Origin of the sequence: Gemmobacter lutimaris (assembly GCF_003570715.1) — a bacterium.
GTDB classification, from domain to species: domain Bacteria; phylum Pseudomonadota; class Alphaproteobacteria; order Rhodobacterales; family Rhodobacteraceae; genus Gemmobacter; species Gemmobacter lutimaris.
In genome coordinates this window covers 414,787-437,656 of the sequence record NZ_QXXQ01000001.1, presented here as the reverse complement: position 1 = coordinate 437,656, position 22,870 = coordinate 414,787, and the positions used below count along the sequence as shown (strand labels likewise).

Genomic DNA, 22,870 nt, shown 5'->3' with positions numbered 1-22,870 from the left:
CTTTTCAAAAGGGCTTCGGCAACAAATCGCGCAAAAATGGCCGATTCTCTGTGGTTTTTTTGCCACTAGGGTAGACTCGCAGTCCGGTCCTGGGGTAAGGGCGCCCCTTGTCGCACGTCGAAACTGGATTTTTCACCTTCGCGCGGCGCTGGAACAAGACCGGGAACAGAGTTAATGCGCTTGCTACAAGGTTGGACGACGGCCCTCGCGGCTACCGTCGCCCTCAGTGGAGCGGCCTTCGCCGATGTGACGGTGAGCCAGTCGAATGACCCCGCGATCACGCTGGGGGGCCAGATGACGTCGCTGCTGGGGATGGAACGGACAGCGATGGGCCAGGTGGCACCCGCACGGCTCGCAGCCTTGGCCGACGGGGTGCAGATCAAACGCCCGTCTGCGAAGCGTGAGGCGAAAAAAGCTGGCTTGCCAGAGATTTCCACGCCGAACCTCATTCGTTATGATAACAGCTTCCTTGACGCGCTGCCGGCGACTTCGGGCGACGAACAATGGCAGTGCCTGACGACGGCGCTGTATCACGAAGCGCGGGGCGAGTCTGTCCGGGGGCAGTTTGCCGTAGCCGAAGTGATCCTGAACCGCGCCGACAGCCCGGCCTATCCGCGCTCTATCTGCGGCGTGGTCAACCAGGGGTGCCAGTTTTCCTATACCTGCGATGGCAAATCCGACCGGGCCAAGGAAAAGGGTGCTTGGATCCGCGCTGGCAAGATCGCGCGTCTGATGCTGGATGGCGCACCGCGCGCCCTGACCGCAGGCGCCACGCATTTCCATACCGTCAACATCCGTCCCTCCTGGTCGCGCCGGTTCGAGCGCACGGCCGCGATTGGCGCCCATCTGTTCTACCGCCAGTAACCGCCGCGATGTCGGGTCTTGGGCCTTGCCTGCCGCAGGCGGGCAGGGCATAGCCATCGCGGGCGGATAGACTGCCCGCAGAACGACCCGAACGCCGGAGGGCGACATGACCAGCGATACCCGTCTCGCCTTCGCCCACCCGGAGGAACGCAGCCTTGCCTCCGCCGGGGCGGCGCCCCGCGACCGCATTTCCCTGCGCGACCATGTGGTCGAGGCCGATATAGGTGCGTTCCAGCAGGAACGTGGCCACAAGCAGCGCCTGCGCTTCAATGTGGTCGTAGAGGTGCGCCCGCATCCCGCGCCGCTGGAAGATGATGTCGATCGCATCCTTTCCTATGACCGGATCACCGAGGCAATCGCAGCCGAGCTTGCGGAAGAGCGGCTGAACCTGCTTGAAACGCTGGCCGAAAAGGTGGCGGAACGGGTGCTGGCCGAGCCGCAGGCGATGCGGGTTTTCGTGCGGGTCGAAAAGCTGGATCGTGGCCCCGGCGCGCTGGGGGTGGAAATCGTGCGCAGCCGGGCCGAGGCGCCGGTGCAGGCGGTGGACAGTGAAGGTGCGATGCAGGCGCTGCATCCGCTGGTGATCCATCTCGACAATGCCGCCATTGCGGCGCCCGATCTGCCGCAGCGGCTTGATGCCTGGCAGGCGCGGGGCCTTCCGCTGATCCTGACTGTCGGGCTGCCCGATTTCCCGCGTCCGGTGACTGGCCACAAGCCGACCCAGCGACGAATCGACCTGTTGGCCATCGAGCAAAATGCATGGACGTTGGCCGCGCGGGACGACCGTTGCGTCGTCGTCGCCACCCGCACCGAAATCGACTGGGCGATGAAACACGGACAAACGATTGTCTGGGCGCCGTCGAAACTGGTGCTGGATGCCGTGGACGGCCCGCATTCCCGCGCGCCCGAGGCGCTTGCGCTGTGGCTTGCCGAACTGACGGCGGCAGAGGCGCTGGTCGTTCACGGCGATGTAACAGTCCCGGCGGGAAGCCGCGTGCGTTTGGAATACGCCTGACGACGGGCTTGCCTGCGCTGCGGCAAGGGCCTATCCGAAATCATGCGCTATTACAGACCTGTTCCGTCCTCTGATCCCTGCCGCACCGACGGCGCCCTGACGCTGGCCGGAGGCTGGCTCTGGTTCGACCGGGTAGAAGTGCTGGAGCGTGGCTGTGCCCCGCGCCTGATTGCGGCAACCGACCTTCCCGAGGAGGTGCGCGGGCGTCTGACCGCAGCGCGCGCCGATTTCGCGGGGCTGTCGATGGATCGTCCGCGCCTCATGGGCATCCTGAACGTGACGCCTGACAGCTTTTCCGATGGCGGGCAGTTCCTTGCCCCGGAAGCGGCGCTGAGCCAGGGCCAGATGATGGCCGGGGCGGGGGCGGATATCATCGACATCGGCGGCGAAAGCACGCGCCCAGGTGCGCCCGAGGTGCCGGTGGCTGAGGAAACCGCCCGCACCGCCCCGGTGATTGCCGCCTTGCGCGCGGGCGGGATCGAGGCTGCCATTTCCATCGACACCCGCAAGGGCGCTGTCGCGGCGGCGGCACTGGCGGCGGGGGCAAGCTTCGTCAACGATGTTTCCGCTTTCACCTATGACGCGACGCTGAAGCAGATCACCGCGGACGCCGCCGTGCCGATCTGCCTGATGCATGCGCAGGGCACACCGCAGACCATGCAACTGGACCCGCGTTATGATGACGTGTTGCTGGATGTCTATGACTTCCTGACTGACAAGGTGGCCGAGGCGGAGGCCGCGGGCATCCCGCGCGACCGGATCATGGTCGATCCCGGCATCGGTTTTGGCAAGACGCTGGACCATAACCTGACCCTGATCAGGGGCCTGAGCCTGTTTCACGGCCTTGGCTGCCCGATCCTCTTGGGCGTCAGCCGCAAGAAATTCATCGGCACGCTGGGTGGCGAGGCCGAAGCCGCGCGCCGCGCGCCCGGTTCGGTTGCCGTGGCGCTGGCCGGGGTGGCGCAGGGCGCTCAGGTCCTGCGTGTCCATGATGTATGGGAGACGCGGCAGGCCCTGACCCTGTGGCGCTCCGTCACGACAGGAGATGTGGCATGAGCCGCAAGCTTTTCGGCACCGACGGGGTTCGGGGCCGCGCCAATACCTATCCGATGACCGCCGAGATGGCGCTGCGCCTTGGCGCCGCCGCCGGTCGTTTCTTTCGCCGCGATGGCGGTTCGGCGCATCGCGTGGTGATCGGCAAGGATACCCGGCTTTCGGGCTACATGCTGGAAAACGCGCTGACGGCGGGGCTGACCTCGACCGGCATGAATGTGCTGCTTCTGGGGCCGGTGCCCACGCCTGCCGTGGGGTTCCTGACCCGCAGCATGCGCGCCGATCTGGGCGTGATGATCTCGGCCAGCCATAACCCACATCAGGACAATGGCATCAAGTTCTTTGGCCCTGACGGTTTCAAGCTGTCCGACGAGGCCGAGGCCGAGATCGAGGCGATCCTTGCGGATGATATTGCGCCCGCCCAGCCGCAGAACATCGGCCGGGCGAAGCGGATCGAGGACGGGCGCGGGCGCTATCAGGAATTCGTCAAGACCACTTTCCCGGCGGGGCTGCGGCTCGACGGGCTGAAAGTGGTGATCGACTGTGCCAATGGCGCCGCCTACAAAGCCGCGCCCGAGGTGCTGTGGGAACTGGGGGCTGAGGTCATTCCGGTGGGCGTGGCCCCGAACGGCACCAATATCAATGAAAATTGCGGCTCGACCCATACCCAGACCGCGGCCGAGGCCGTTGTGGCGCATGGTGCCCATGTCGGTATCGCGCTGGACGGCGATGCGGACCGGGTGATGATCCTTGATCAGCACGGCCGCACGGCCGACGGCGATCAGATCATGGCGCTTCTCGCTGCCCGCTGGGCCGAGGAGGGGCGGCTGCGTGGCGGCACACTGGTCGCAACCGTGATGTCGAACCTCGGGCTTGAACGCTTCCTGCATGGGCGCGGGCTGCGGCTGGAACGGACCGCCGTGGGCGACCGCTATGTGGTGGAGGCGATGCGGCGCGGCGGCTTCAACCTTGGCGGCGAGCAATCCGGCCATATCGTGATGACCGATTATGCGACCACTGGCGACGGGCTGGTGGCGGGCCTTCAATTCCTTGCCGAAATGGCGCGCACCGAACGCCCGGCGTCCGAGCTGCTGCACACGTTTGAAACCGTGCCGCAGCTTTTGCAGAACGTGCGCTATGAGGCTGGAAAACAACCGCTTTCTGATGCATCCGTGAAAGCCCGCATCGCCGAGGCAGAGGCGCGCATGACCGGCCGGGGGCGTGTTCTGATCCGCAAGTCAGGCACCGAACCGCTGATCCGCGTCATGGCCGAATGCGAGGATGAGGCGCTGTTGCGCGCCGAGGTCGAAGGCATCGTTGCCGCGGTGGAGGCGGCGGTGTGAAGTATGACCATTCCCGCAGGTTCAGATTGGGACTGGCCGGATAGCAACTGGAAGCGCAGGAAACGGACAGTCTCGGACCGGATTTTCTGGTCTTACGCGTGGTTGATTGCGACCCGGATTGTGCAAGAAAAACAGCTTCCGCCGGGCGCCAGAAAACGGAACCACATCGCCGTTCCTGATTTCTATCGGCTCTGCAGGGGAGAAAAGACGATCCGTTCACTCGAACGGGACTTGTTTCAATCAATGCTGTCGGGACCGTGTTGCCTACACTGTGGGTCTATCGAACGATTGACCAAGGACCATCTTATCCCTCGTTCGCGCGGCGGCGACGGGGACGCCGAGAATATTATCACATGCTGCGCAAAGTGTAACAGTTCTCGCGGGAATACCGACCTGATGCACTGGTATCGCAAGAACCAGAGTTTCCCTTGCCTCGTGCTGATGCGTCAGTATCTGAAGATCTGCTTCAAATATGCAACGTCGATGGACTTGATGGATGTCGAGGTCGATGAGGCCATCAGGAGGGGATTGCCTTTTGATCCTGTAGCTTTGCCCGAAAAATACCCGGCGCTGGAAAACCTGATTTACGACTGGCGGGATTGTTATAACTGAGGCGCTGGATGCCTGAATAAAAAAGGGGCGCCCCGCAAGGCGCCCCCTCTGATGCGAATGGTCGCGGCTCAGTTGCGCGAACGGTCGACCATCTTGCCTTTGGAGATCCAGGGCATCATCGCGCGCAGCTTGGCGCCGACCTGCTCGATCTGGTGTTCGTCGTTCAGACGGCGGGTGCCCTTGAAGAACGGCTGACCCACGGCGTTTTCCTGCATGAAGTCGCGCACGAACTTGCCGGTCTGGATGTCGGTCAGGACTTCCTTCATGGCTTTCTTGGTCTGCTCATACGGCAGGATGCGCGGGCCCGAGACATATTCGCCATATTCGGCGGTGTTCGAGATCGAGTAGTTCATGTTGGCGATGCCGCCTTCGTAGATCAGGTCCACGATCAGCTTCACTTCGTGCAGGCACTCGAAATAGGCCATTTCCGGGGCGTAGCCGGCTTCGACCAGAGTTTCAAAGCCCATGCGGATCAGCTCGACCAGACCGCCGCACAGCACGGCCTGTTCACCGAACAGGTCGGTTTCGCATTCTTCGCGGAAGTTGGTCTCGATGATGCCCGAGCGGCCGCCACCGATGGCCGAGCAATAGCTCAGGCCGATTTCCAGCGCCTTGCCAGTTGCGTCCTGATGGACGGCCACGAGGCAGGGCACACCGCCGCCCTTGACATATTCACCGCGCACGGTGTGGCCCGGGCCTTTCGGCGCCATCATGATGACGTCCACGCCTTCCGGCGCTTCGATCAGGCCGAAATGCACGTTCAGGCCGTGGGCGAAGGCGATGGCCGAGCCGGGCTTGAGATTGTCACGGACGTATTTCTTGTAGGTCTCGGCTTGCAGTTCGTCGGGCATGGTGAACATGATCACGTCGCACCATGCGGCGGCTTCCGCGATCTCCATGACCTTCAGGCCCTCGCCTTCGGCTTTCTTGGCCGAGGCCGAACCGGCGCGCAGCGCGACGACCACGTTCTTGGCGCCCGAGTCGCGCAGGTTCAGCGCGTGGGCATGGCCTTGCGAGCCATAGCCCAGGATGGCCACTTTCTTGTCCTTGATCAGATTGATGTCGCAATCCCGGTCGTAATACACGCGCATGAGGCGGTCCTTTCCTTGCCTTGATGATGGGCAGGATAGGGATATCCCCGCGCGGTTCTGTGCAAAATTCTCTTAATGTTTTCGGTCGATGTGAATTTCATGCGCCATTTTTGATGGTAGGAGATTATTCATGCGTCAGGCGGCATTCTGCACCAGCGGTGCGGCGGTCAGCGCCACACCGGGCAGTGACCGCCCCGCCCCCTGCGCTTTCAATCGTCCCAGCAGCAGGGCCGCCTCGGCCCGGTTCAGGCTGCGATGGCTCAGCCGCTTATGGGTCACGTCCAGTTGCGGCAACACGCGGCGCAGATCCTCCACTGCCGCCGTATCCAGAACGTCCAGCGCCACGTGGCCCGCGAACAGGCTTTCCGTGGCGACGGCGCCCGAGAAGATCGTCTCGTGCCGGTCCAGCAGCAGATGCAGGTAATCCGCCCGATGTGCCGGGGCGCTGTGGATACGCAGCCCGTCGATCAGGAATTTCGCGGGCACCAGCACCTCGGGACAGCCGAAGAACAACTCCGCCTCGGGACAGCGCAGCAGGATGCGATGATTGGGCGACAAGCTGAGCGCCCGCGCATTGCCAAGCGCGCCCGGCTCGAAGCGCACAGGCGCATTCAGCCCGACGCCGCGCACCGTGCTGCGACCGATCCAGCGCAGCGGTTGCAACCCGTGATGCAATGTGCGCAGCGTATCGCCCGCGCGCAGGCGTTCCACGGGGCAGGGGCCATGGTTGGTCTCGATTTCGGTGCCGGCGAGAAAGCAGACCACCGGATCGACGATCGGGGTTGACTGGCCATAGCCCGAATAGCTGGAGATGCGCTGAAGATAGTAAAGCGTTGTGCCGGGCGGGGGCGGGGTGCCTTCGAACATGACGCCCACGACCTGCGTGGTGTAGCCCTGTGTGATCGACACGCCGACCATGCGATAGCTGTGCCCCGCCGCATCGTAAAGCGTGACTTCATATTCGTTTTCCACCCCCACCGGCGGCGGGAATTTCCAGCGGATTGTCTCGTCCGTCGGGGTGTAGGTGGTGCCGTTGATGCTCAGTGACTGTGTGAGCCTCTGGTCCATCACGGTCGCGCCATAGAACGGATCGTCGGTCAGGTTGCCGTCGCTGTCGTCGAAATGGATCGCCGTCGTCGGCCCGGAGAATGTCAGTGCAAGGTCATAGGGCACCTCCCAACTGAAGGCGTCGCCGTTTAGCGCGTTGCCGACGATGTCATTCTGGTTGGTTGGTGCGCCATTGATGCGCGTGATCGACACCCCGCTTTTGGGGAGGACATAGATTGTCCGCTCGGTCATGCCTGTTGCCTGCCGGTTGTTCTCTGGCACCCGTCGTTGCGGGGCCGTGACTGCTTTGCCCAAGTCTAGCCGCGCTGCGGCGAAAATGTGGTGCAAAATTGCCTGTGGCGCGCAGATCGCAGCGCTGTGTGGCAAATAAAGCGTGGTGAAGGTGTTTGACGCAGTATGCGACATCTGCGAAAAGAACATGCGAAAAATAGTCAAAATATGGAAATGTCATGCTGGACGACAGCGACAGGCGGCTTTTGCGGCATCTGCTGGCCGAACCGGGGCTGCCGACCGCTGCTTTGGCTGAACGCGCCGGCCTGACCACCGCAACCTGTTGGCGCAGGCTGGAGCGTCTGGCAGACAGCGGTGTCATTCAGGCGCGGCAGGCGGTGGTGAACTGGCGGGCCCTGGGGTATGAGGTCGAGGTTTCGCTGCGCTTCACGCTGGATAAAACCCACCCGCGCGCCTTCGACGAATTTCTGGCCGCCGCGCGCGAGGTGCCCGAGGTGATCGGGGTGGAAACCTTTCTGGGCCGGGTCGATGTGCGGCTGAACGTCATTGCCCGGGACTTGCCGCATTATCAGCAGATCTACCGCGAGCGTATCCTGACCCTGCCGCATATCAATGACATCGAGGCGCTGATGTTGATTGCCACCATCAAGGACAGCGCGGGGTTGCCGCTGTGATCGACCTTGACGATACGGACCGTGCGCTTCTGCGTGACCTAGCCCGCGACGGCACGTTGTCGGCGGGCGAGCTGGGGCGCCGTCATGGGCTCAGCCAGCCCGCCGCATGGCGCCGGGTGAAGCGGCTGACCGATGCCGGTGTGCTGAAGGGCCAGCGTGTGCTGGTGGACCGGGCGGCACTGGGGTTCGGTGTCACAGTGTTTCTGGGGGTGAAGCTGGCCACCAAGGGTCGTGTCAGTCTTGAAGACTTTGAACGCGCCGTGACCGCCATTCCCGAGGTGCAGGTGGTGCAGCATGTGCTTGGCCTGTTCGATTACCGCCTGCGCGTGGTCGCCCGCGACATCTCGGATTTCGAGCGTGTGCTGCGGCGGCGGATCATGACGCTGCCCGGCGTGGGGCAGGTGGAGGCGAATGTGGTGCTTTCGGAAGAGGCGCGGCCCGGCCCGCTGGGTTAGGCGGCGATTTCCAGCCCGCGCAGGAAGCTGCAAAGCCCGTCATTTCCCGCACGCTCTGCCGCTGCGCGCACAAGGGGCAGGGCGATGCGCGCCGCCTCCAGATGCGACAGGCGCCGCGGGCGGGCGATGTCATCCAGATCGTCGAAGAATGCAGTGCTGCCGGTCAGCCCCGCCAGCCAGTCGTGGATCGGGGTGAAATGCGCCAGAAGTGCGCGGCGTGTCCCGGCATCCAGAAAATCGACCTCGCGCGCGTCGGGCAGGCCCTCGGGGGGCAGGGCGAACAGCAGGTCCCTCAGCGCGGCGAATTCCGCCGCCTCCAGCCCATGCGTTGCCTGCCGCGCGATTTCGAACAGGGCCGGGTGCAGGCCGGGGTTGCGATCTTCGGCATCGGAAAGGGTATCCGGCAGATCCAGCCCGCAATACGCCCTGAAAAAACCGACCGAACCACCCTGCCGCCGCACGGTCGCATAATCCGCGATGGCAAGCCGGGCGGCGGGAAAAGCCTCGCACCACGGCGACAGCGCACGTCGGTAAGCCACATGCACACTGTCGAAATAGCCGCGCAGCACCTTGGGCGTCAGCGCCGGAACCGGCATGCGAAAGCGCAGTAGCTGCGTCTGCCATGAGGCGATGGCCTCGTCCGGGCGACGGATCACCGCCATCAGCGTGGTCTCCTCTGTTCCGAAAGCCGCAGCAAAGCGGCCCGGAACGGCAGGCGCCAGCAGCGCTGCGCGGGCCAGATCCTCGGAACAGAAGACCAGTGCGCGCGCCGCCATCTGCTGCGCCATGTCCTTCACCAGCCCCAGTGCCATGGCGCCCGCGAACATCGGGTTATGCCCCTTGGGAAACTGATAGCCCGGCACCGCCTCGGCGATCATCCGGTAGGCCAGCGCATTATGCCCCATATATTCGTTCAGCCGAGATGGCCGGGTCGCGGGCACACGCCCGGCCATCTCGGCCATCAGCCGCGTGATGCCCTGCGGCGTGACCGGCGGATACAGAATCCCCGTCTCCATCAATGCGCGCTGGTTGCGAAGCAGGAACATCTGCAAACTGGTCGAGCCGGTCTTGTGCAGGCCAAGGGCATAGATTTTCTGCAATATTCTCTCCGGCGCGGTCTGGGATGGTCTGCCGACCCTAGGCCAATCCGGCGGGGATGATCAACATTCCGGCGGGGATGCGGGTTTACTTGGCCACCGCTCTGTGGCTGGTAGGGCAGAACATCGACTTCGGGAGGCGCGACATGACATCAACATCTTCGGTGGATCCGGGCGGTTTGCAGGAATTTTCGGTCGTCTTCACCGACCGCTCGCTGAACCATATGTCGCAGCGCTTTCAACAGGCGATGCGCGACATATCCGGGCTGCTGCGCGAGGTTTATGGCGCCGAGGCCGTGGCGCTGGTACCGGGTGGCGGCACCTATGCGATGGAGGCCGTCGCGCGCCAGTTCGCCAGCGGCGCCCATGCGCTGATCGTGCGCAACGGCTGGTTCTCCTACCGCTGGAGCCAGATTTTCGAGGCGGGCGGCTTTGCCGGGGATACGACGGTCGTCATGGCGCGGCAATCCGGCAATGGCGCCCGTGCGCCCTTTGCGCCGCCGCCGATTGACGCGGTGGTGGCCAAGATCCGTGATACCCGCCCCGATGTGGTCTTTGCGCCGCATGTGGAAACCGCGGCCGGGCTGATCCTGCCCGACGATTACATCCGTGCCATGGCAGAGGCCGCGCATGAGGTTGGCGCGCTGATGGTGCTCGACTGTATCGCCTCGGGCACCATCTGGGTCGATATGGCGGCAACCGGCGTCGATGTGCTGATCTCGGCGCCGCAAAAGGGCTGGTCGGCCTCGCCCTCGGCCGGTCTGGTGATGTTGTCGCCGCGCGCGGTGGAACGGCTGGAGGCGACCACTTCCAGCAGCTTCGCGCTGGACCTGAAGAAATGGCGCGCGATCATGGCGGCCTATGAGGGCGGCGGCCATGCCTACCACGCCACCATGCCGACTGACGCGCTGATCGGCTTCCGGGATGCCATGGCCGAAACCCGCGCGCTGGGGTTCGAGGCGGCGAAGGCCGCGCAGTGGCAACTGGGCCGCGCCGTTCGTGCGCTGCTGGCGGAAAAGGGCGTGCAGTCGGTGGCGGCCGAAGGCTTTGGTGCGCCGGGTGTGGTGGTCAGCTATACCGATGACCCCGACATCCAGAATGGCAAGAAGTTCCTTGCCGAAGGCATGCAAATCGCGGCGGGCGTGCCCTTGCAGGTGGGGGAAGGGCCGGAGTTCCGCACCTTCCGCCTTGGCCTGTTCGGCCTCGACAAGCTGAAGGATGTCGAGGGCACCGTGGCCCGCTTGAAAGCGGTGCTCGACAAATTGCTTTGACTGGCAGAGCACTTGCCTGCTGAAAATCGGGAGAAGAACCGGGGGTAACCCCCGGTTCTGCCGTGCCTCACCGCACCCCGATGCCCGCCCGCATCAGCCCGCGCCGCACGGGCGCCACGGAGTAAAGCGCATCCAGCGTTGCCGCCCGCAGATCACGCAGTGGCTGCGCCCCGATCTGCGAGGCGCGGTTCAACAGGTCGATGCCGCGCACCCGTGCTTCCACATCCAGATGCCGCTTGCGGTGATAGGCGTCCAGCATCGCGGCATCGCCCAGATGTGCGGGATCGGCCTCCGCCAGTTCCAGTAGCGCGGTCAGGTCGGCGAGGCTCATGTTCAGGCCCTGCGCACCGATGGGTGGCATCACATGCGCGGCCTCGGCCATCAGCGCCACGCGCTCGCCCGACATGCGGGCGGCGATCTGGGCGATGATCGGCCAGCTTGTCAGGCGGCTGACCAGCGTCAGCGGCCCCAGCAGCCCGCAGGACCGCTCCATCATCTCGGCCTCGAAATCTGCCACCGGCAGCGCCATACGGCGGTCGATTTCGGCGGCGCGGTCCATCCAGACCACGGCGGAACGCGGCTGGCCCCCGCGGTCGGGCAGGGGGACGAAGGTGAAGGGACCGCCCGAACGGTGGATCTCGGTCGAGATATTGCCATGCGGGATCGGGTGGCTGACGGCGAAGGCCAGCGCCTTCTGGCCGTAGCGCAGGGTTTTCACCGGGATGTCCAGCGCCTGCCGGACCGTGCTGTTGCGCCCGTCGGCGCCGATCAGCAACCGCGCCGCGATGCGCCGTCCATCGCTGAGGCCGACAAGCGCCTCGGTTTCGCGGGTCAGCACGCTGGCGGTGCCGACGCCGGGCAGGAAGCGCACATTGGGCAATTCCCCGATCCGTGCCAGCATTTCGCGTCGCAAAAGCCAGTTGGGCAGGTTCCAGCCAAAGGGCTTGTCCGACAGGTCGGCGGCGTCGAAATCCTTGATGACGCGCGGCTCGGGTTTTTCGCCGCCCGCATCGACGATGCGCATGATCTGAAGCGCGGCGGCATGGGGTTCCAGCCGCTGCCACAGCCCCGCCGCCTCCAGCACCGGGATCGACGGATGCAGGAAAGCGGTGGTGCGCAGGTCCGCGCCTTCTGCCTCCGCCTCGGTCACCGGCGGGTTCGGCTCCACGCAGATCACCGAAAAACCCGCACTGCCGAAGGCGCAGGCCGCCGCCAGCCCCGCCACACCACCGCCGGAAATCAGGATGTCGGTCGTCTCACGCATGGGCAGCCCTCCATTTCCCTGTCAGATAGACCAGAAGGCACGGGCCGTCCACGCGACGAAGCGTCAGCCCCGCGTGATGGCGATGAGGATGCAGAACATCACCGGCACCATGGCCAGCGCCACCATGGCCAGCGCGACCACGCCCCATTGCATCACTGCCAGCGTGACAAGGGTCACCACAATGGTCAGCATGTAGAAGATGACGTTGATATCGCGGGCAATGTCGCGGGCAATGAAGCCGATCAGCGGCAGACGGCCAAGGCCGGTGGCGGGAAGCGCGGTCATGGAACACTCCTGTTTGCGTGGCGCTGTTATGGCGCCACCGAAAAGGTGATTCCAGAATACAACTTGACGCGCGGCAGGCTGTCGCAGGTGCTCAGGGCAACAGGCGTGCGAGGAAACCGCTCAGATCGTTGGTATGGTGGTGGATATGCGGCGCCGGGGCAGGGGTGGGGGCCACATGCACCGTGCGCATCCCCATGTCATGCGGGGCGGCGAGGTTGCGGGGATCATCCTCGAACATGGCGCCGGTTTCCGGCACGATGCCGTCGCGGCCAAAGACCGTCTCGAAGGCCGCGCGTTCGGGCTTGGGGCGGAAATCGGCATGCTCCACCCCGTAGATCGCGTCAAACACCCCGGCAAGCCCCCGTGCTGCCAGCACTTTTTCCGCATAAGGCGCGCTGCCGTTGGTATAGACGATGCGCCGCCCCGGCAGGTCGCGGATGCGTGCGGCCAGACCGGAATCCGGCGTCAGCACCGTGAAGTCGATGTCATGGACCTCGTGCATGTAGCCATGCGGGTCGATGCCGTGTTCCGCCATCAGCCCGGCAAGGGTGGTCCCGTAAAGCTGCCAGTAGTGGCGGCGCAGCCGGTCGGCCTCGGGCTGGTCCACCTGCAATTCCTGCATCACCCAGGCGGTCATGCGGCGCTCGATCTGGTCGAACAGCCGCGCCTCGGGCGGGTAAAGCGTATTGTCGAGGTCAAAGACCCAGTGCCGGACATGCGAGAAGGATTGCGCTACCATGTGCCACAGCTAGCGCAACCGGGCCGCTGCGGCAATGTCGCTTGCACCCGGCGCCACGCCCGGCTTAGTGTCGCCGGATGCGAAAGGAGTGCCCCTTGCAGAAAGACGCCTATACGCTGATCCTCGAAGCGATCGAGGCGGGGGATTACAAGCCCGGTTCGCGGCTGGTCGAATCCGAACTGGCCGAGCGGTTGGGCGTATCCCGCACCCCGGTGCGCGAGGCGTTGCAGCGTCTGGAAACCCAGTCGATGCTGACGCGCGATGGCCGCAGCCTGATCGTGGCGACACTGGATCACAACCAGTTGGCCGAGCTTTATACCGTGCGGACGGAACTGGAGGGGCTGGCCGCGCGGCTGGCCGCCCGCCATGCGACGGACGAGGAAATCCGTGTCCTGAAATCCATGGTGACCGAGGATCGCGCGCTTCTTGGCGGCGATCCCCGCGCGCTGAGCCGGGCGAACAAGCGGTTCCACAAGCAGATCCACCTTGCTTCGCACAACCGTTTTCTTGTGCAGCAGCTTGACCTCGTGCATCGGTCGATGGCGCTGATGGCCAATACCTCCTTCGCGGCCGAAGGGCGCGACGAGGTTGCGATCAGCGAGCATGACCAGATCGTGCAGGCGATTGCCGCGCGCGATGGTGATGCCGCCTATACGGCACTGAAGGCGCATATTTCCAAGGCGTTTGAAACCCGGCTGCGGGTCGATGCCGGGGAATTGCGGCTGCGCTGAACGTCAGCCGTCGGTCAGCGGGTCAAACAGGCCGTGATGCGTCTTGTCCCACCAGAACGGGCGCGTCACCAGTTCCCAAGCGGCTTTGTAAGAGGCCAGCGCCCCCAGTGGAAAATAGAAATGCAGCACCGGCGCCCAGAGCGGGTTGATCCGGTTCGGCGTCAGCCGAAGCGACACCAGTGTCAGCACCAGAAGCATCACCTCGGTAAACAGGAAGATGCCGGCGGTCAGTGCGTAAAGCCAGCCGGGCATCGCGGTCACCAGCGGGTGCGGCACGCCCAGCGGCACAAGCCAGAATGACCACATCACCGGCGCCAGCAGGAATTGCGACAATGTGGTCAGGAAGAACACTTGAAAGCCCGCGAATTTCCACCATCCCAACTGCCGCAGCAGCAGGCGGGGGGACCGCATATGCACCGCGTAAGTCATCATATAGCCCTTCAGCCAGCGCGAACGCTGCCTGATCCACGGGAGGGCACGGCAGTTTGCTTCTTCAAAGGTGGTCGTGGGCAGCAGTTCGGTGCGAAAGCCGTGTCGGGCAAGACGGATGCCCAGATCGGCATCCTCGGTCACGTTATAGGCGTCCCAGCCGCCCAGCCGCTCCAGCGCGTCGCGGCGGAAAAACAGCGTGGTGCCACCCAGCGGGATGGCCAGACGCAACCGCTCCAGCCCCGGCAGGATAATGCGGAACCATGTGGCATATTCCATGGTGAAACAGCGGCTGAGCCAGTTTGTCTGCGGATTGTAGAAATCCAGCACACCTTGCAGGCAGGCGACCTCGGGGCCGCGGCGATGGAAACGATCGACCACGCGGCGCAGCTGGTCAGGATCTGGCGCATCCTCGGCATCATAGACCCCGATGATGCTGCCGCGGCAAGCATTCAGCCCATGGTTGAGCGCGCGCGGCTTGGTCTTCAGCGGCCCGTCGGGCACCACGACAATGCGCATCCAGTCAGGCAGACGGGCGCGGGCCAGCGCGGCGCGGGTCAGGCTGTCTTCTTCCTCCACCACCAGCAGGATTTCCAGCGCGTCACGCGGGTAATCCAGCCGCCCCAGCCGCCGCACCAGTCGCGGGGCAATGTCGGCTTCACGGTATAGGGCCACCATGATCGAGATGACGGGCAGCCGCGCGATATGCGGCAGGGGTGGTTCGGGCGGGGGCTTGCGCAGCGCGGCAAGGATGGCGGCGGCCTTCATCAGCGTGGCAAACAGCAGTGTCAGCAGCGCCCAGAACGCCAGAACCCCGGCAAAACCGACCGGGGCAAGCGCCAGTGACAAAACGACGATCACGAATGCAAGCCGGGCGACGGAGGCATGACGCTGGCCGCCCCAGTCGCGGCAACTTTCCCGCGCCGTCACCCGAAACCGGGCCGCCCGGTCCATCTGTGGTCCGCGCAGGGCAATCAGCGCGGCCTCAATTTCTTCGGGCGGGGCGATGGCCATGCCGACCGGGCCGAAAATCGCCTCAAGCCGCTTGCACAGGCGCTGAAACACGTCGGGATGCGGAACGACGATGACGGTCAGCGCCCCTGTCTTGCGCCAGGGCAGGATGTTGTCCCGCAGGCAGGCGGCTGTGCCCATCCGGTCGATCAGCCGCGGATCGGGCGGCAGGTGACGCAGATCGGCACGCTCGGCCCGGTAATGCCGGGCGATGCGGTCATAAAGCGCAGATGGCCCGCGCTGGTCACAGCGCAACGCCGCAGCAATGTCATTCCCGGCAACCCAGCCGCCGGCAAGGGCGGTGACAAGGCGGTGCGGCGGCACAAGCCCCTCGCGCAGCATGGCGACGCCGAGAGGGTCGCCCGTCGGGGCTGGGGCGGTCGATATCGGCCGGATCTCTTGTCTGGGCGCTGTCATGCCGATCCTGTGCAAGCTTGCGGCAGGATCGGCGCGAAGGCGTTAACGGCCGGTTAACGGCCGTGAAGCTGGTTTACCCGGCGCGGCGCGCGCGCATCGCCTCGGCAAAACGGTCGAACAGATAGAAGCTGTCCTGCGGGCCGGGGCTGGCTTCGGGGTGATGCTGGACCGAGAAGACCGGCTTGCCTTCAACCGCGATACCGCAATTGGTGCCGTCAAACAGCGAGACATGGGTTTCCACCACACCCGCCGGCAGCGTCTGCGCATCCACGGTGAAGCCGTGGTTCATCGAAGTGATTTCCACCTTGCCGGTGCCCACTTCTTTCACCGGATGGTTGGCGCCGTGATGGCCGTGGCCCATCTTGACCGTCTGCGCCCCAAGCGCCAGCGCCAGCATCTGATGGCCAAGGCAGATCCCGAACACCGGCAGGTCGTGCTTCAGCACCTCCTGGATCATCGGCACCGCATAGGCGCCGGTCGCGGCCGGGTCGCCGGGGCCGTTCGACAGGAACACACCTTCCGGGTCATGCGCCAGCACCTCTTCCGCAGTGGCGGTGGCAGGCAGCACGGTCACTTCGCAACCCGCAGAGGCGAGGCAGCGCAGGATGTTGCGCTTGGCGCCGTAATCCACGGCGACCACGCGCAGGCCGGGGCCTTCGCGGCGGCTGTAGCCCTCCGGCCAGGCCCAACGCATCTCGTCCCAGCGGTAGCTTTGCGCGCAGGTCACATCTTTCGCGAGGTCGAGGCCCACCAGCCCTTGCCAAGCGCGGGCCTTGGCGACCAGCGCCTCAAGGTCGAATTTGCCTTCGGGATCAAAGGCCAGCGCCACATGCGGCGCGCCTTGCTGCCGGATTGCGCGGGTCAGGCGGCGGGTGTCGATGCCGCCGATCCCGATACGGCCCTTCGCCGCCATCCACGCTTGCAGATCGGAGGTGGCACGCCAGTTCGACGGCTCCGTCGGGTCCCATTTCACCACCATGCCCGCTGCCACAGGCTCGGCCGTCTCGTCATCCTCGACGGTGACGCCGGTATTGCCGATATGCGGGAAGGTGAAGGTGACGATCTGCCCGGCATAGGAGGGATCGGTCATGATTTCCTGATAGCCGGTCATCGCGGTGTTGAACACCAGTTCGGCCACCGTTTCGCCGGGCGTGCCGAAACCTTTGCCGTAGAAGATCGTTCCGTCTGCAAGTGCGAGGCAGGCGGTGGGGACTTGCGTCTGGGGCATGGCGACTCTCCGGATAAACGGGGGGAACCTAAGGGCCATGGGCGGCGGGGTCAAGGCCGATGATCCTTACGAAGCGTGAAAATTTTTATGTATTATTTTCAATGCCTTGCTTATTTCTGGGCGTGTTGTGTTACAGGCCGTGAACGGTTAGACTTGCGGCTTCGAGCAACCTGGGGATGGGTGTTTCATGAGCTTGCGTGACCGGCTTCAAGCCGCGCTGAAAGACGCGATGAAGGCGAAGGAGGCCGACCGGCTGTCCACGCTGCGGTTGATCAACGCCGCGATCAAGGACCGCGAGATTGCGGTGCGGGGCGAAAGCGACGGCGCCGTGGTCGATGATGGCGCCATTCTGGCCATTCTGGGCCGCATGGTGAAGCAGCGCCAGGAAAGCGCCCGCGCCTATGAAGAGGGCGGGCGGCTGGAATTGGCCGAGAAGGAACTGGCGGAAATCACGGTGATTTCCGAATTCCTGCCCAAGCAGCTGACCGAAGCGGAAGTTGCAGCCGCCATCGGGGCCGCCATTGCCGAGGCGGGCGCCACCAGCATCCGCGACATGGGCAAGGTCATGGCCGTGCTGAAGGGCAAATACACCGGCCAGATGGATTTTGGCGCGGTCGGCCCGATGGTGAAGGACAAGCTGGCCTGATAACGGGCCAGAGAGGATTGCACAGGGGCCGTCGGGATCACCGGCGGCCCTTGTCTTTACCGCAGGGCGCGCAGGTGCTGGCGCAGCTCATGCTCCAGCGTCAGGCGTTCCTCGGGTGTCAGGAAGGCGCCGATCTCGACCGGGCGCGGGCCGCCCCGGAGCGTAAGATATTGCGGCACCGGCCCGCCGGTTTCGTGACGTTCCACGCGCACCCAATGCGGATTCGCCTCCCAGCTTTGGTGACGGCCCCGTGGGCCATGGCGTGTCAGCGTCATGCGGTCGGCGGCGAGCATCAGATCCTCGACGATCTCGGCGTCACGATACGAGCGTTCCAGCGCCCACCAGATCGCGGCGATGGCGGCGATCAGGAAGGGCAGCAGCGCCCAGAGCACCGGCGAGCCGATGACCCCGATCAGCGGCACGGCGATCAGCGCGGCGGTGGCGCCGACAAACCACACGAAACCGCGGCGCGGCAACGAGCGATAGGGCCAGAGATGCAGCCTTTCGCCTTCGGGTGAGGGGGGGAGCCATTCATAGGGCATGGAGGTTCGGCCTGGTTGAGGGAAGGGGGCTGTCTGCCCCCTCTTGCCTGCGGCAATTCACCCCCGAGGATATTTCGGCCAAGATGAAAATGCCGGGCGGCAATGCAAAAGGCCCCGGCGCGGTGCCGGGGCCTCCTGTGGTTTCTGCGCTTAGTGGGCGTGGCCTTTGTCCCAGTCCTCACGCTTCGGCAGTTGCTCGAAGGTGTGTTCCGGCGGCGGCGAGGGCAGCGTCCATTCCAGCGTGTCGGCGTATTCGTTCCAGTAGTTGTTCTCGGTCACGCGCTTGCCCGCGAAGAGCGTGTAGAACACGATGCCGATGAAGAACAGGAACGAGGCGAAGGAGATGAAGGCGCCGATCGACGAGACGTGGTTCCAGTAGGCGAATTCCACGGGATAGTCGATGTAGCGGCGCGGCATCCCCTGACGGCCGAGGAAGTGCTGCGGGAAGAAGGTCAGGTTCGCACCGACAAAGAACATGAAGAAGTGCAGCTTGCCTGCCCATTCCGGGTATTGCCGGCCCGACATCTTGCCGAACCAGAAGTAGATCCCGGCGAAGATGCAGAAGGCGGCGCCCAGCGACATGGTGTAGTGGAAGTGCGCCACGACGTAGTAGGTGTCATGATAGGCGCGGTCCACACCGGCCTGGCTCAGAACGATGCCGGTCACGCCGCCGATGGTGAACAGGAACAGGAAGCCGAGCGCAAACAGCATCGGCGTCTTGAACTCGATCGAGCCGCCCCACATCGTCGCGATCCACGAGAAGATCTTGATGCCGGTCGGCACCGCGATCACCATGGTCGCCATCATGAAGTAGGATTGCTGGGTCAGCGACATGCCGACGGTGTACATGTGGTGCGCCCAGACGACGAAGCCCAGCACGCCGATGGCGACCATCGCATAGACCATCGGCAGATAGCCGAAGATCGGCTTGCGCGAGAAGGTGGCGATCACCTGCGACGCGATGCCGAAGCCCGGCACGATCACGATATACACTTCCGGGTGGCCGAAGAACCACAGGATGTGCTGATACAGGATCGGGTCACCGCCGCCCGAGGGCTGGAAGAAGGTGGTGCCGAAATTCCGGTCGGTCAGCAGCATGGTGATGGCGCCGGCCAGCACGGGCAGCGACAGCAGGATCAGCCAGGCGGTGACGAAGACCGACCAGGCGAACAGCGGCACCTTGTGCATGGTCATGCCGGGGGCACGCATGTTCAGGAAGGTGGTGATGATGTTGATCGCGCCGAGGATCGACGAGGCGCCCGAGAGGTGCACGGCGAAAATGGCGAGGTCGGTCGAATAACCGCCTTCCGAGGTCGAGAGCGGCGGATACAGCACCCAGCCGATGCCGGAACCCAGCTGGTCATTGCCGCCCGGCGAGAAGACCGAGGCCACGGCGAGCGAGGTGCCCGCGACATAGAGCCAGTAGGACAGGTTGTTCATGCGCGGGAACGCCATGTCCGGCGCACCGATCTGAAGCGGCATGAAGTAGTTGCCGAAGCCGCCGAACAGCGCCGGAATGACCACGAAGAACATCATCAGGATGCCGTGCGCGGTGATCGACACGTTCCAGAGGTGGCCGTTCGGGGTGCATTCGCGGGTGGCATCCGCGAAAAGCCGGGTGCCTTCGAGGCACATGTACTGAACGCCCGGCTCCATCAGTTCGAGCCGCATGAAAACGGTGAAACCCACCGAGATCAGCCCGGCGAGGCCGGCGGTGAACAGGTAGAGGATCCCGATGTCCTTGTGGTTGGTCGACATGAACCAGCGGGTGAAGAACCCGCGGGTATCATGGTCATGACCATGGATGGCTGCGTCTGCCATACGTTGCTCCCTTATGTCCCAGCGGCCGGGAAGGGAATCCCGGCCGCATTATGAGACATTACTAGAGCGGCACTGCCCGACGGGCAATCGCAGACTTTGACGCAGATCAAGAAAAGCCGCGCAAACTCCGCAAGATGCTGCGTCAGTTCGACGCACCTTCGGGCGCCGGGGCGACCGAGGCGAGATAGGCTGCCATGTCCTCGCCGCCCTTGGTCAGCTTGAAGGTCATCTTGGTCTTCAGCGTCTTGTCGCCGGTCTTTTCATCGACGTATTTGTTCGGGTCGGCCACATAGTGCGCGATGTCTTCTTCCGTCCAGACCTCGCCCGCCTCGCCCAGTTTGATCAGCGCGTTGGAGTATTTGAACCCTTCGGCAGAGGCTGCCGGACGGCCCACGACGCCATAGAGGTTCGGGCCAGTCTTGCCACCTTTCTGGATTTCGGTCCCGTCGGGGGCGACGATCATGTGGCAGGCCTTGCATTTCTTGAAATCTGCCTCGCCCTTGGCGGCGTCTCCGGCAAAGGCCGGAGCGGCGAGCGCAAGGGTGGCGAGGGCGGCGGTGAGTGTCAGTTTCATCGTGATCGTCCTTGTCTGGCGTCAGGCCCGGCGCGCGGCGGGCGCGTCCGGTGGCTAGGGCTTCGGCGGATGGATAATGCCGTGCCACGAGGCTTTACCATGAGGCGGCTTGTCGCGCTTTGACAATTGTCAAAATGTCTAGGCTTGGCAGGAGGGCGCCTGCATCGCTGCATCGAAGGTGGCCATCAGCGCGGCATCCAGATCCGCCATGGTGACGGGCAACCCCAGATCGACGAGGCTGGTCACGCCATGGTCGCGGATGCCGCAGGGGACGATGCCGTCGAAGTGGCTCAGGTCCGGTTCCACGTTGATCGAGATGCCGTGGAAGCTGACCCATTTGCGGATCTTGATGCCAAGGGCGGCGATCTTGTCCTCGGCGACCGAGCCATCGGAATTGCGCGGCCTGTCGGGGCGTTCGACCCAGACGCCGACACGGCCGGGGCGGATTTCACCTTTCACGTTGAATTCGGCCAGCGCGGCGATGACCCAGTTTTCCAGATGGCGCACGAAGCAGCGCACGTCACCGCCGCGCTTCTTCACATCCAGCATGACATAGACGATGCGCTGGCCGGGGCCGTGATAGGTATACTGCCCGCCGCGCCCGACGGCATGAACCGGAAAGCGGTCCGGCTCCACCAGATCCTCAGGCCGGGCCGAAGTTCCGGCGGTGTAAAGCGGCGGATGTTCCAGCAGCCAGATCGCCTCCTCCGCCTCGCCTGCGGCGATGGCCGCCGCGCGGGCCTCCATCGCGGTCAGGGTTTCGGCATAGGGGCTGAGGCCCGGCATATGGCGCCATTCGACCATCGGCATCCTCCTTCGACGCGGTTTTCTCTCGCATTGTAACATCGGCGTGCTAGGCTGAATGGATAGCTTTCGCCTTTCTTCAGGAGTCTTTCGATGAAAGTCAGGACAGTTGCAACCACCTGTGCCGTGGCGGCTGCCATGGCGCTGTCGCCCGCCAGCCCCGTCCGGGCCGATGCAGGCGATGCGATTGCCGGGGCGCTGATCGGCGGCATCATCGGCCATGCCATTGCCAAGGATCAGCAGCGCCGCAAGCAGACGACGACCACCAAGCGTTCGACCAGCACGAAATCGACGAAATCCAGCGGCATCTCGGCTGCGCAGCGCGACCAGAACCGCGAGGTGCAGACCGCGCTCAATCACTTCGGCTATCCGGTCGGCACGCCTGATGGTGCGCTTGGGCCGAAAAGCCGGGCCGCGATCTCGTCCTATCAGGCAACACTGGGCTATCCGCCCACCGGGCAATTGACCGACTACGAGCGCACGCTGCTGGTGACCGCCTATCACCGCGCCATCGCCGGTGGCCCGCAGGTCATGCAGGTGATGGGCACGCATCCCATGGGCATCAAGGGTATGTTGCTGCTGCAACGGGACGAGATGGCGGGCCTGCCTGCGCAGATGCCGGGCCAGTTGCCGGGACAGGGCATGGCGGTTGCCGGGGCGATGGCTGGTGCGGGGGCGATGATGGCCGCCCAGCCGGTGCAGCCGGCGGCACCTGCGCTTCCCGCGCTGGTCGCCGAACCCACGCCCGCCCCGGCGGCGCCCGCCTTGCCGTCCTTCGGGGGCACGCTGGTCTCTCTCAGTTCGCATTGCAATACGGTCGCGCTGAAGACCAATGCCAATGGCGGCTACATGACGGTTGCCAACCTGATCGACCCGACGCAGGCGCTGTCGGAACAGTTCTGCCTCAGCCGTGCCGCCGCGATCCAGCAGGGCGAGGCGCTGTCGCGCGCCGTGCCGGGGGTGACGCCGCAGCAGGTGGCCGATCAGTGCAAGGCCTTTGGCCCGGTGCTGAAGGATCAGGTGACCGCCGTGTCGCTGAAGCCCGCGCCCGAGGTGCTGGCCGGGGTGACGCAGTTCATCACCGGGTCGGGCATGTCGCCCGCGCAGCTTTCCGGCACGTCGAAGATCTGCCTTGGCGTCGGCTATGCCATGGATGACGTTGACGTGGCGCTGGGGTCCGCGCTGGTTCTGACGGCGCTGGGGGAAAGTGGCTACGCCGCTCTGCCGGGCTATCACTTGGCCGATGGCATCGGTGCGACGCGGCGGCCCGATCTGGCGATGGGCTGGTTCGAACTGACACCCGCGGGCGCCCCCGGCCTGCCCGGAACCCCGGCGGGGCAGGGCGATCTGGTGCGCAAGGCGGTGTTCATGCTGAACGGCCGCAGCGATGCGCCGACCCAGCCCGCGACGGCGCTGCCGGTCCTGGCTCCGGCCCCGTCTGCGCCGGAAGTGGTGGTTCAGGCCGCGCCAGCCATGATCCCGCTCGCCCCGGCCGAATCCGTGGCGCAGGCGGCGCCGCAGCCCGCGACCGTCGCCACCCCGGCGGCGGCGCGTGCGGTTTCGGTGATGACCGCGCTGCCGCGCCTGATGCTGGGGCAGTAAGCC

23 protein-coding genes are annotated in these 22,870 nt (G+C 64.8%); 11 read left to right on the top strand and 12 right to left on the bottom strand.

What is annotated here, in order from left to right:
- Positions 1 to 174 precede the first annotated feature (174 nt).
- The 5 genes from D2N39_RS02010 to D2N39_RS23235 all read left to right on the top strand — a co-directional run bounded on the left by D2N39_RS02010 (position 175) and on the right by D2N39_RS23235 (position 4,887).
- Positions 175 to 864, top strand: coding sequence for a cell wall hydrolase (locus tag D2N39_RS02010; RefSeq protein WP_119133112.1), 690 nt, complete (start codon positions 175 to 177; stop codon positions 862 to 864).
- Positions 865 to 970: 106 nt separating this feature from the next.
- Entirely contained in the window at positions 971 to 1,879 is a 909-nt protein-coding gene (locus tag D2N39_RS02005) for a dihydroneopterin aldolase (RefSeq protein WP_119133111.1), read from the top strand.
- Positions 1,880 to 1,921: 42 nt separating this feature from the next.
- On the top strand, positions 1,922 to 2,935 hold the full coding sequence (folP, locus tag D2N39_RS02000; RefSeq protein WP_119133110.1) for a dihydropteroate synthase: 1,014 nt from the start codon (positions 1,922 to 1,924) through the stop codon (positions 2,933 to 2,935).
- Entirely contained in the window at positions 2,932 to 4,275 is a 1,344-nt protein-coding gene (gene glmM, locus D2N39_RS01995) for a phosphoglucosamine mutase (RefSeq protein ID WP_119133109.1), read from the top strand. The genes folP and glmM overlap by 4 nt, the downstream gene beginning before the upstream one ends.
- Positions 4,276 to 4,278: 3 nt before the next feature.
- Positions 4,279 to 4,887, top strand: coding sequence for an HNH endonuclease (locus D2N39_RS23235; RefSeq protein WP_119133108.1), 609 nt, complete (start codon positions 4,279 to 4,281; stop codon positions 4,885 to 4,887).
- Between the two features lie 68 nt (positions 4,888 to 4,955).
- Here the strand turns inward: D2N39_RS23235 and ilvC are convergent, their stop codons facing one another.
- Together ilvC and D2N39_RS01980 are read right to left on the bottom strand one after the other, a co-directional pair.
- Positions 4,956 to 5,978 carry a ketol-acid reductoisomerase gene (ilvC, locus tag D2N39_RS01985; RefSeq protein ID WP_119133107.1) on the bottom strand — a complete coding sequence of 341 codons (1,023 nt, stop codon included), beginning with the start codon at positions 5,976 to 5,978 and terminating at the stop codon, positions 4,956 to 4,958.
- A 135-nt stretch (positions 5,979 to 6,113) separates the two neighbouring features.
- A complete protein-coding gene (locus D2N39_RS01980) occupies positions 6,114 to 7,277 on the bottom strand; it encodes a Hint domain-containing protein (RefSeq protein WP_158589760.1) in 1,164 nt (387 codons plus the stop codon).
- Positions 7,278 to 7,495: 218 nt separating this feature from the next.
- On the opposite strand from D2N39_RS01980, the gene D2N39_RS01975 reads away from it, so the two are divergent.
- Together D2N39_RS01975 and D2N39_RS01970 are read left to right on the top strand one after the other, a co-directional pair.
- Positions 7,496 to 7,951, top strand: a complete 456-nt coding sequence (locus D2N39_RS01975) for an Lrp/AsnC family transcriptional regulator (protein ID WP_119133105.1) — start codon at positions 7,496 to 7,498, stop codon at positions 7,949 to 7,951.
- A complete protein-coding gene (locus D2N39_RS01970; RefSeq protein ID WP_119133104.1) occupies positions 7,948 to 8,406 on the top strand; it encodes an Lrp/AsnC family transcriptional regulator in 459 nt (152 codons plus the stop codon). Before D2N39_RS01975 ends, D2N39_RS01970 begins: the two co-directional genes overlap by 4 nt.
- Here D2N39_RS01970 and D2N39_RS01965 read toward each other — a convergent pair.
- Positions 8,403 to 9,506 (bottom strand): hypothetical protein, encoded by a 1,104-nt coding sequence (locus D2N39_RS01965; RefSeq protein WP_119133103.1) that lies wholly within the window; start codon positions 9,504 to 9,506, stop codon positions 8,403 to 8,405. The two genes, D2N39_RS01970 and D2N39_RS01965, sit on opposite strands and share 4 nt — an antisense overlap.
- Before the next feature lie 143 nt (positions 9,507 to 9,649).
- On the opposite strand from D2N39_RS01965, the gene D2N39_RS01960 reads away from it, so the two are divergent.
- Positions 9,650 to 10,774, top strand: coding sequence for an aminotransferase class V-fold PLP-dependent enzyme (locus D2N39_RS01960; RefSeq protein ID WP_119133336.1), 1,125 nt, complete (start codon positions 9,650 to 9,652; stop codon positions 10,772 to 10,774).
- A gap of 67 nt (positions 10,775 to 10,841) precedes the next feature.
- On the opposite strand, the gene D2N39_RS01955 is transcribed toward D2N39_RS01960, so the two are convergent.
- From D2N39_RS01955 to D2N39_RS01945, 3 genes are all read right to left on the bottom strand, one after another.
- Entirely contained in the window at positions 10,842 to 12,038 is a 1,197-nt protein-coding gene (locus D2N39_RS01955; protein WP_119133102.1) for a UbiH/UbiF family hydroxylase, read from the bottom strand.
- Positions 12,039 to 12,101: 63 nt separating this feature from the next.
- A complete protein-coding gene (locus D2N39_RS01950) occupies positions 12,102 to 12,323 on the bottom strand; it encodes a hypothetical protein (protein ID WP_119133101.1) in 222 nt (73 codons plus the stop codon).
- A gap of 91 nt (positions 12,324 to 12,414) precedes the next feature.
- A complete protein-coding gene (locus tag D2N39_RS01945; protein WP_119133100.1) occupies positions 12,415 to 13,062 on the bottom strand; it encodes a pyrimidine 5'-nucleotidase in 648 nt (215 codons plus the stop codon).
- Between the two features lie 95 nt (positions 13,063 to 13,157).
- Here D2N39_RS01945 and D2N39_RS01940 point away from each other — a divergent pair, with 95 nt between their 5' ends.
- Positions 13,158 to 13,793 (top strand): GntR family transcriptional regulator, encoded by a 636-nt coding sequence (locus tag D2N39_RS01940; protein WP_119133099.1) that lies wholly within the window; start codon positions 13,158 to 13,160, stop codon positions 13,791 to 13,793.
- Positions 13,794 to 13,796: 3 nt separating this feature from the next.
- Here D2N39_RS01940 and D2N39_RS01935 read toward each other — a convergent pair whose 3' ends face one another.
- Both D2N39_RS01935 and carA read right to left on the bottom strand, forming a co-directional pair.
- Positions 13,797 to 15,650, bottom strand: coding sequence for a glycosyltransferase (locus D2N39_RS01935; RefSeq protein WP_119133098.1), 1,854 nt, complete (start codon positions 15,648 to 15,650; stop codon positions 13,797 to 13,799).
- A 73-nt stretch (positions 15,651 to 15,723) separates the two neighbouring features.
- A complete protein-coding gene (carA, locus tag D2N39_RS01930; protein WP_119133097.1) occupies positions 15,724 to 16,878 on the bottom strand; it encodes a glutamine-hydrolyzing carbamoyl-phosphate synthase small subunit in 1,155 nt (384 codons plus the stop codon).
- 187 nt (positions 16,879 to 17,065) lie between these two features.
- Between carA and D2N39_RS01925 the strand changes: the two genes are divergently transcribed.
- The gene (locus D2N39_RS01925; RefSeq protein WP_119133096.1) at positions 17,066 to 17,524 is read left to right on the top strand and encodes a GatB/YqeY domain-containing protein; all 459 of its coding nucleotides are present in this window, start codon (positions 17,066 to 17,068) and stop codon (positions 17,522 to 17,524) included.
- 56 nt (positions 17,525 to 17,580) lie between these two features.
- Here D2N39_RS01925 and D2N39_RS01920 read toward each other — a convergent pair whose 3' ends face one another.
- The 4 genes from D2N39_RS01920 to lipB form a co-directional block, all read right to left on the bottom strand.
- Positions 17,581 to 18,066 (bottom strand): DUF2244 domain-containing protein, encoded by a 486-nt coding sequence (locus D2N39_RS01920; protein WP_119133095.1) that lies wholly within the window; start codon positions 18,064 to 18,066, stop codon positions 17,581 to 17,583.
- 150 nt (positions 18,067 to 18,216) lie between these two features.
- On the bottom strand, positions 18,217 to 19,887 hold the full coding sequence (locus D2N39_RS01915; RefSeq protein ID WP_119133094.1) for a cytochrome c oxidase subunit I: 1,671 nt from the start codon (positions 19,885 to 19,887) through the stop codon (positions 18,217 to 18,219).
- A 142-nt stretch (positions 19,888 to 20,029) separates the two neighbouring features.
- Positions 20,030 to 20,461 carry a c-type cytochrome gene (locus D2N39_RS01910; protein WP_119133093.1) on the bottom strand — a complete coding sequence of 144 codons (432 nt, stop codon included), beginning with the start codon at positions 20,459 to 20,461 and terminating at the stop codon, positions 20,030 to 20,032.
- Positions 20,462 to 20,599: 138 nt separating this feature from the next.
- A complete protein-coding gene (gene lipB / locus D2N39_RS01905) occupies positions 20,600 to 21,307 on the bottom strand; it encodes a lipoyl(octanoyl) transferase LipB (protein ID WP_267899564.1) in 708 nt (235 codons plus the stop codon).
- A gap of 51 nt (positions 21,308 to 21,358) precedes the next feature.
- Between lipB and D2N39_RS01900 the strand changes: the two genes are divergently transcribed.
- Complete coding sequence (locus tag D2N39_RS01900) at positions 21,359 to 22,867, top strand: peptidoglycan-binding domain-containing protein (RefSeq protein WP_119133091.1); 1,509 nt, start codon at positions 21,359 to 21,361, stop codon at positions 22,865 to 22,867.
- Positions 22,868 to 22,870 lie beyond the last annotated feature (3 nt).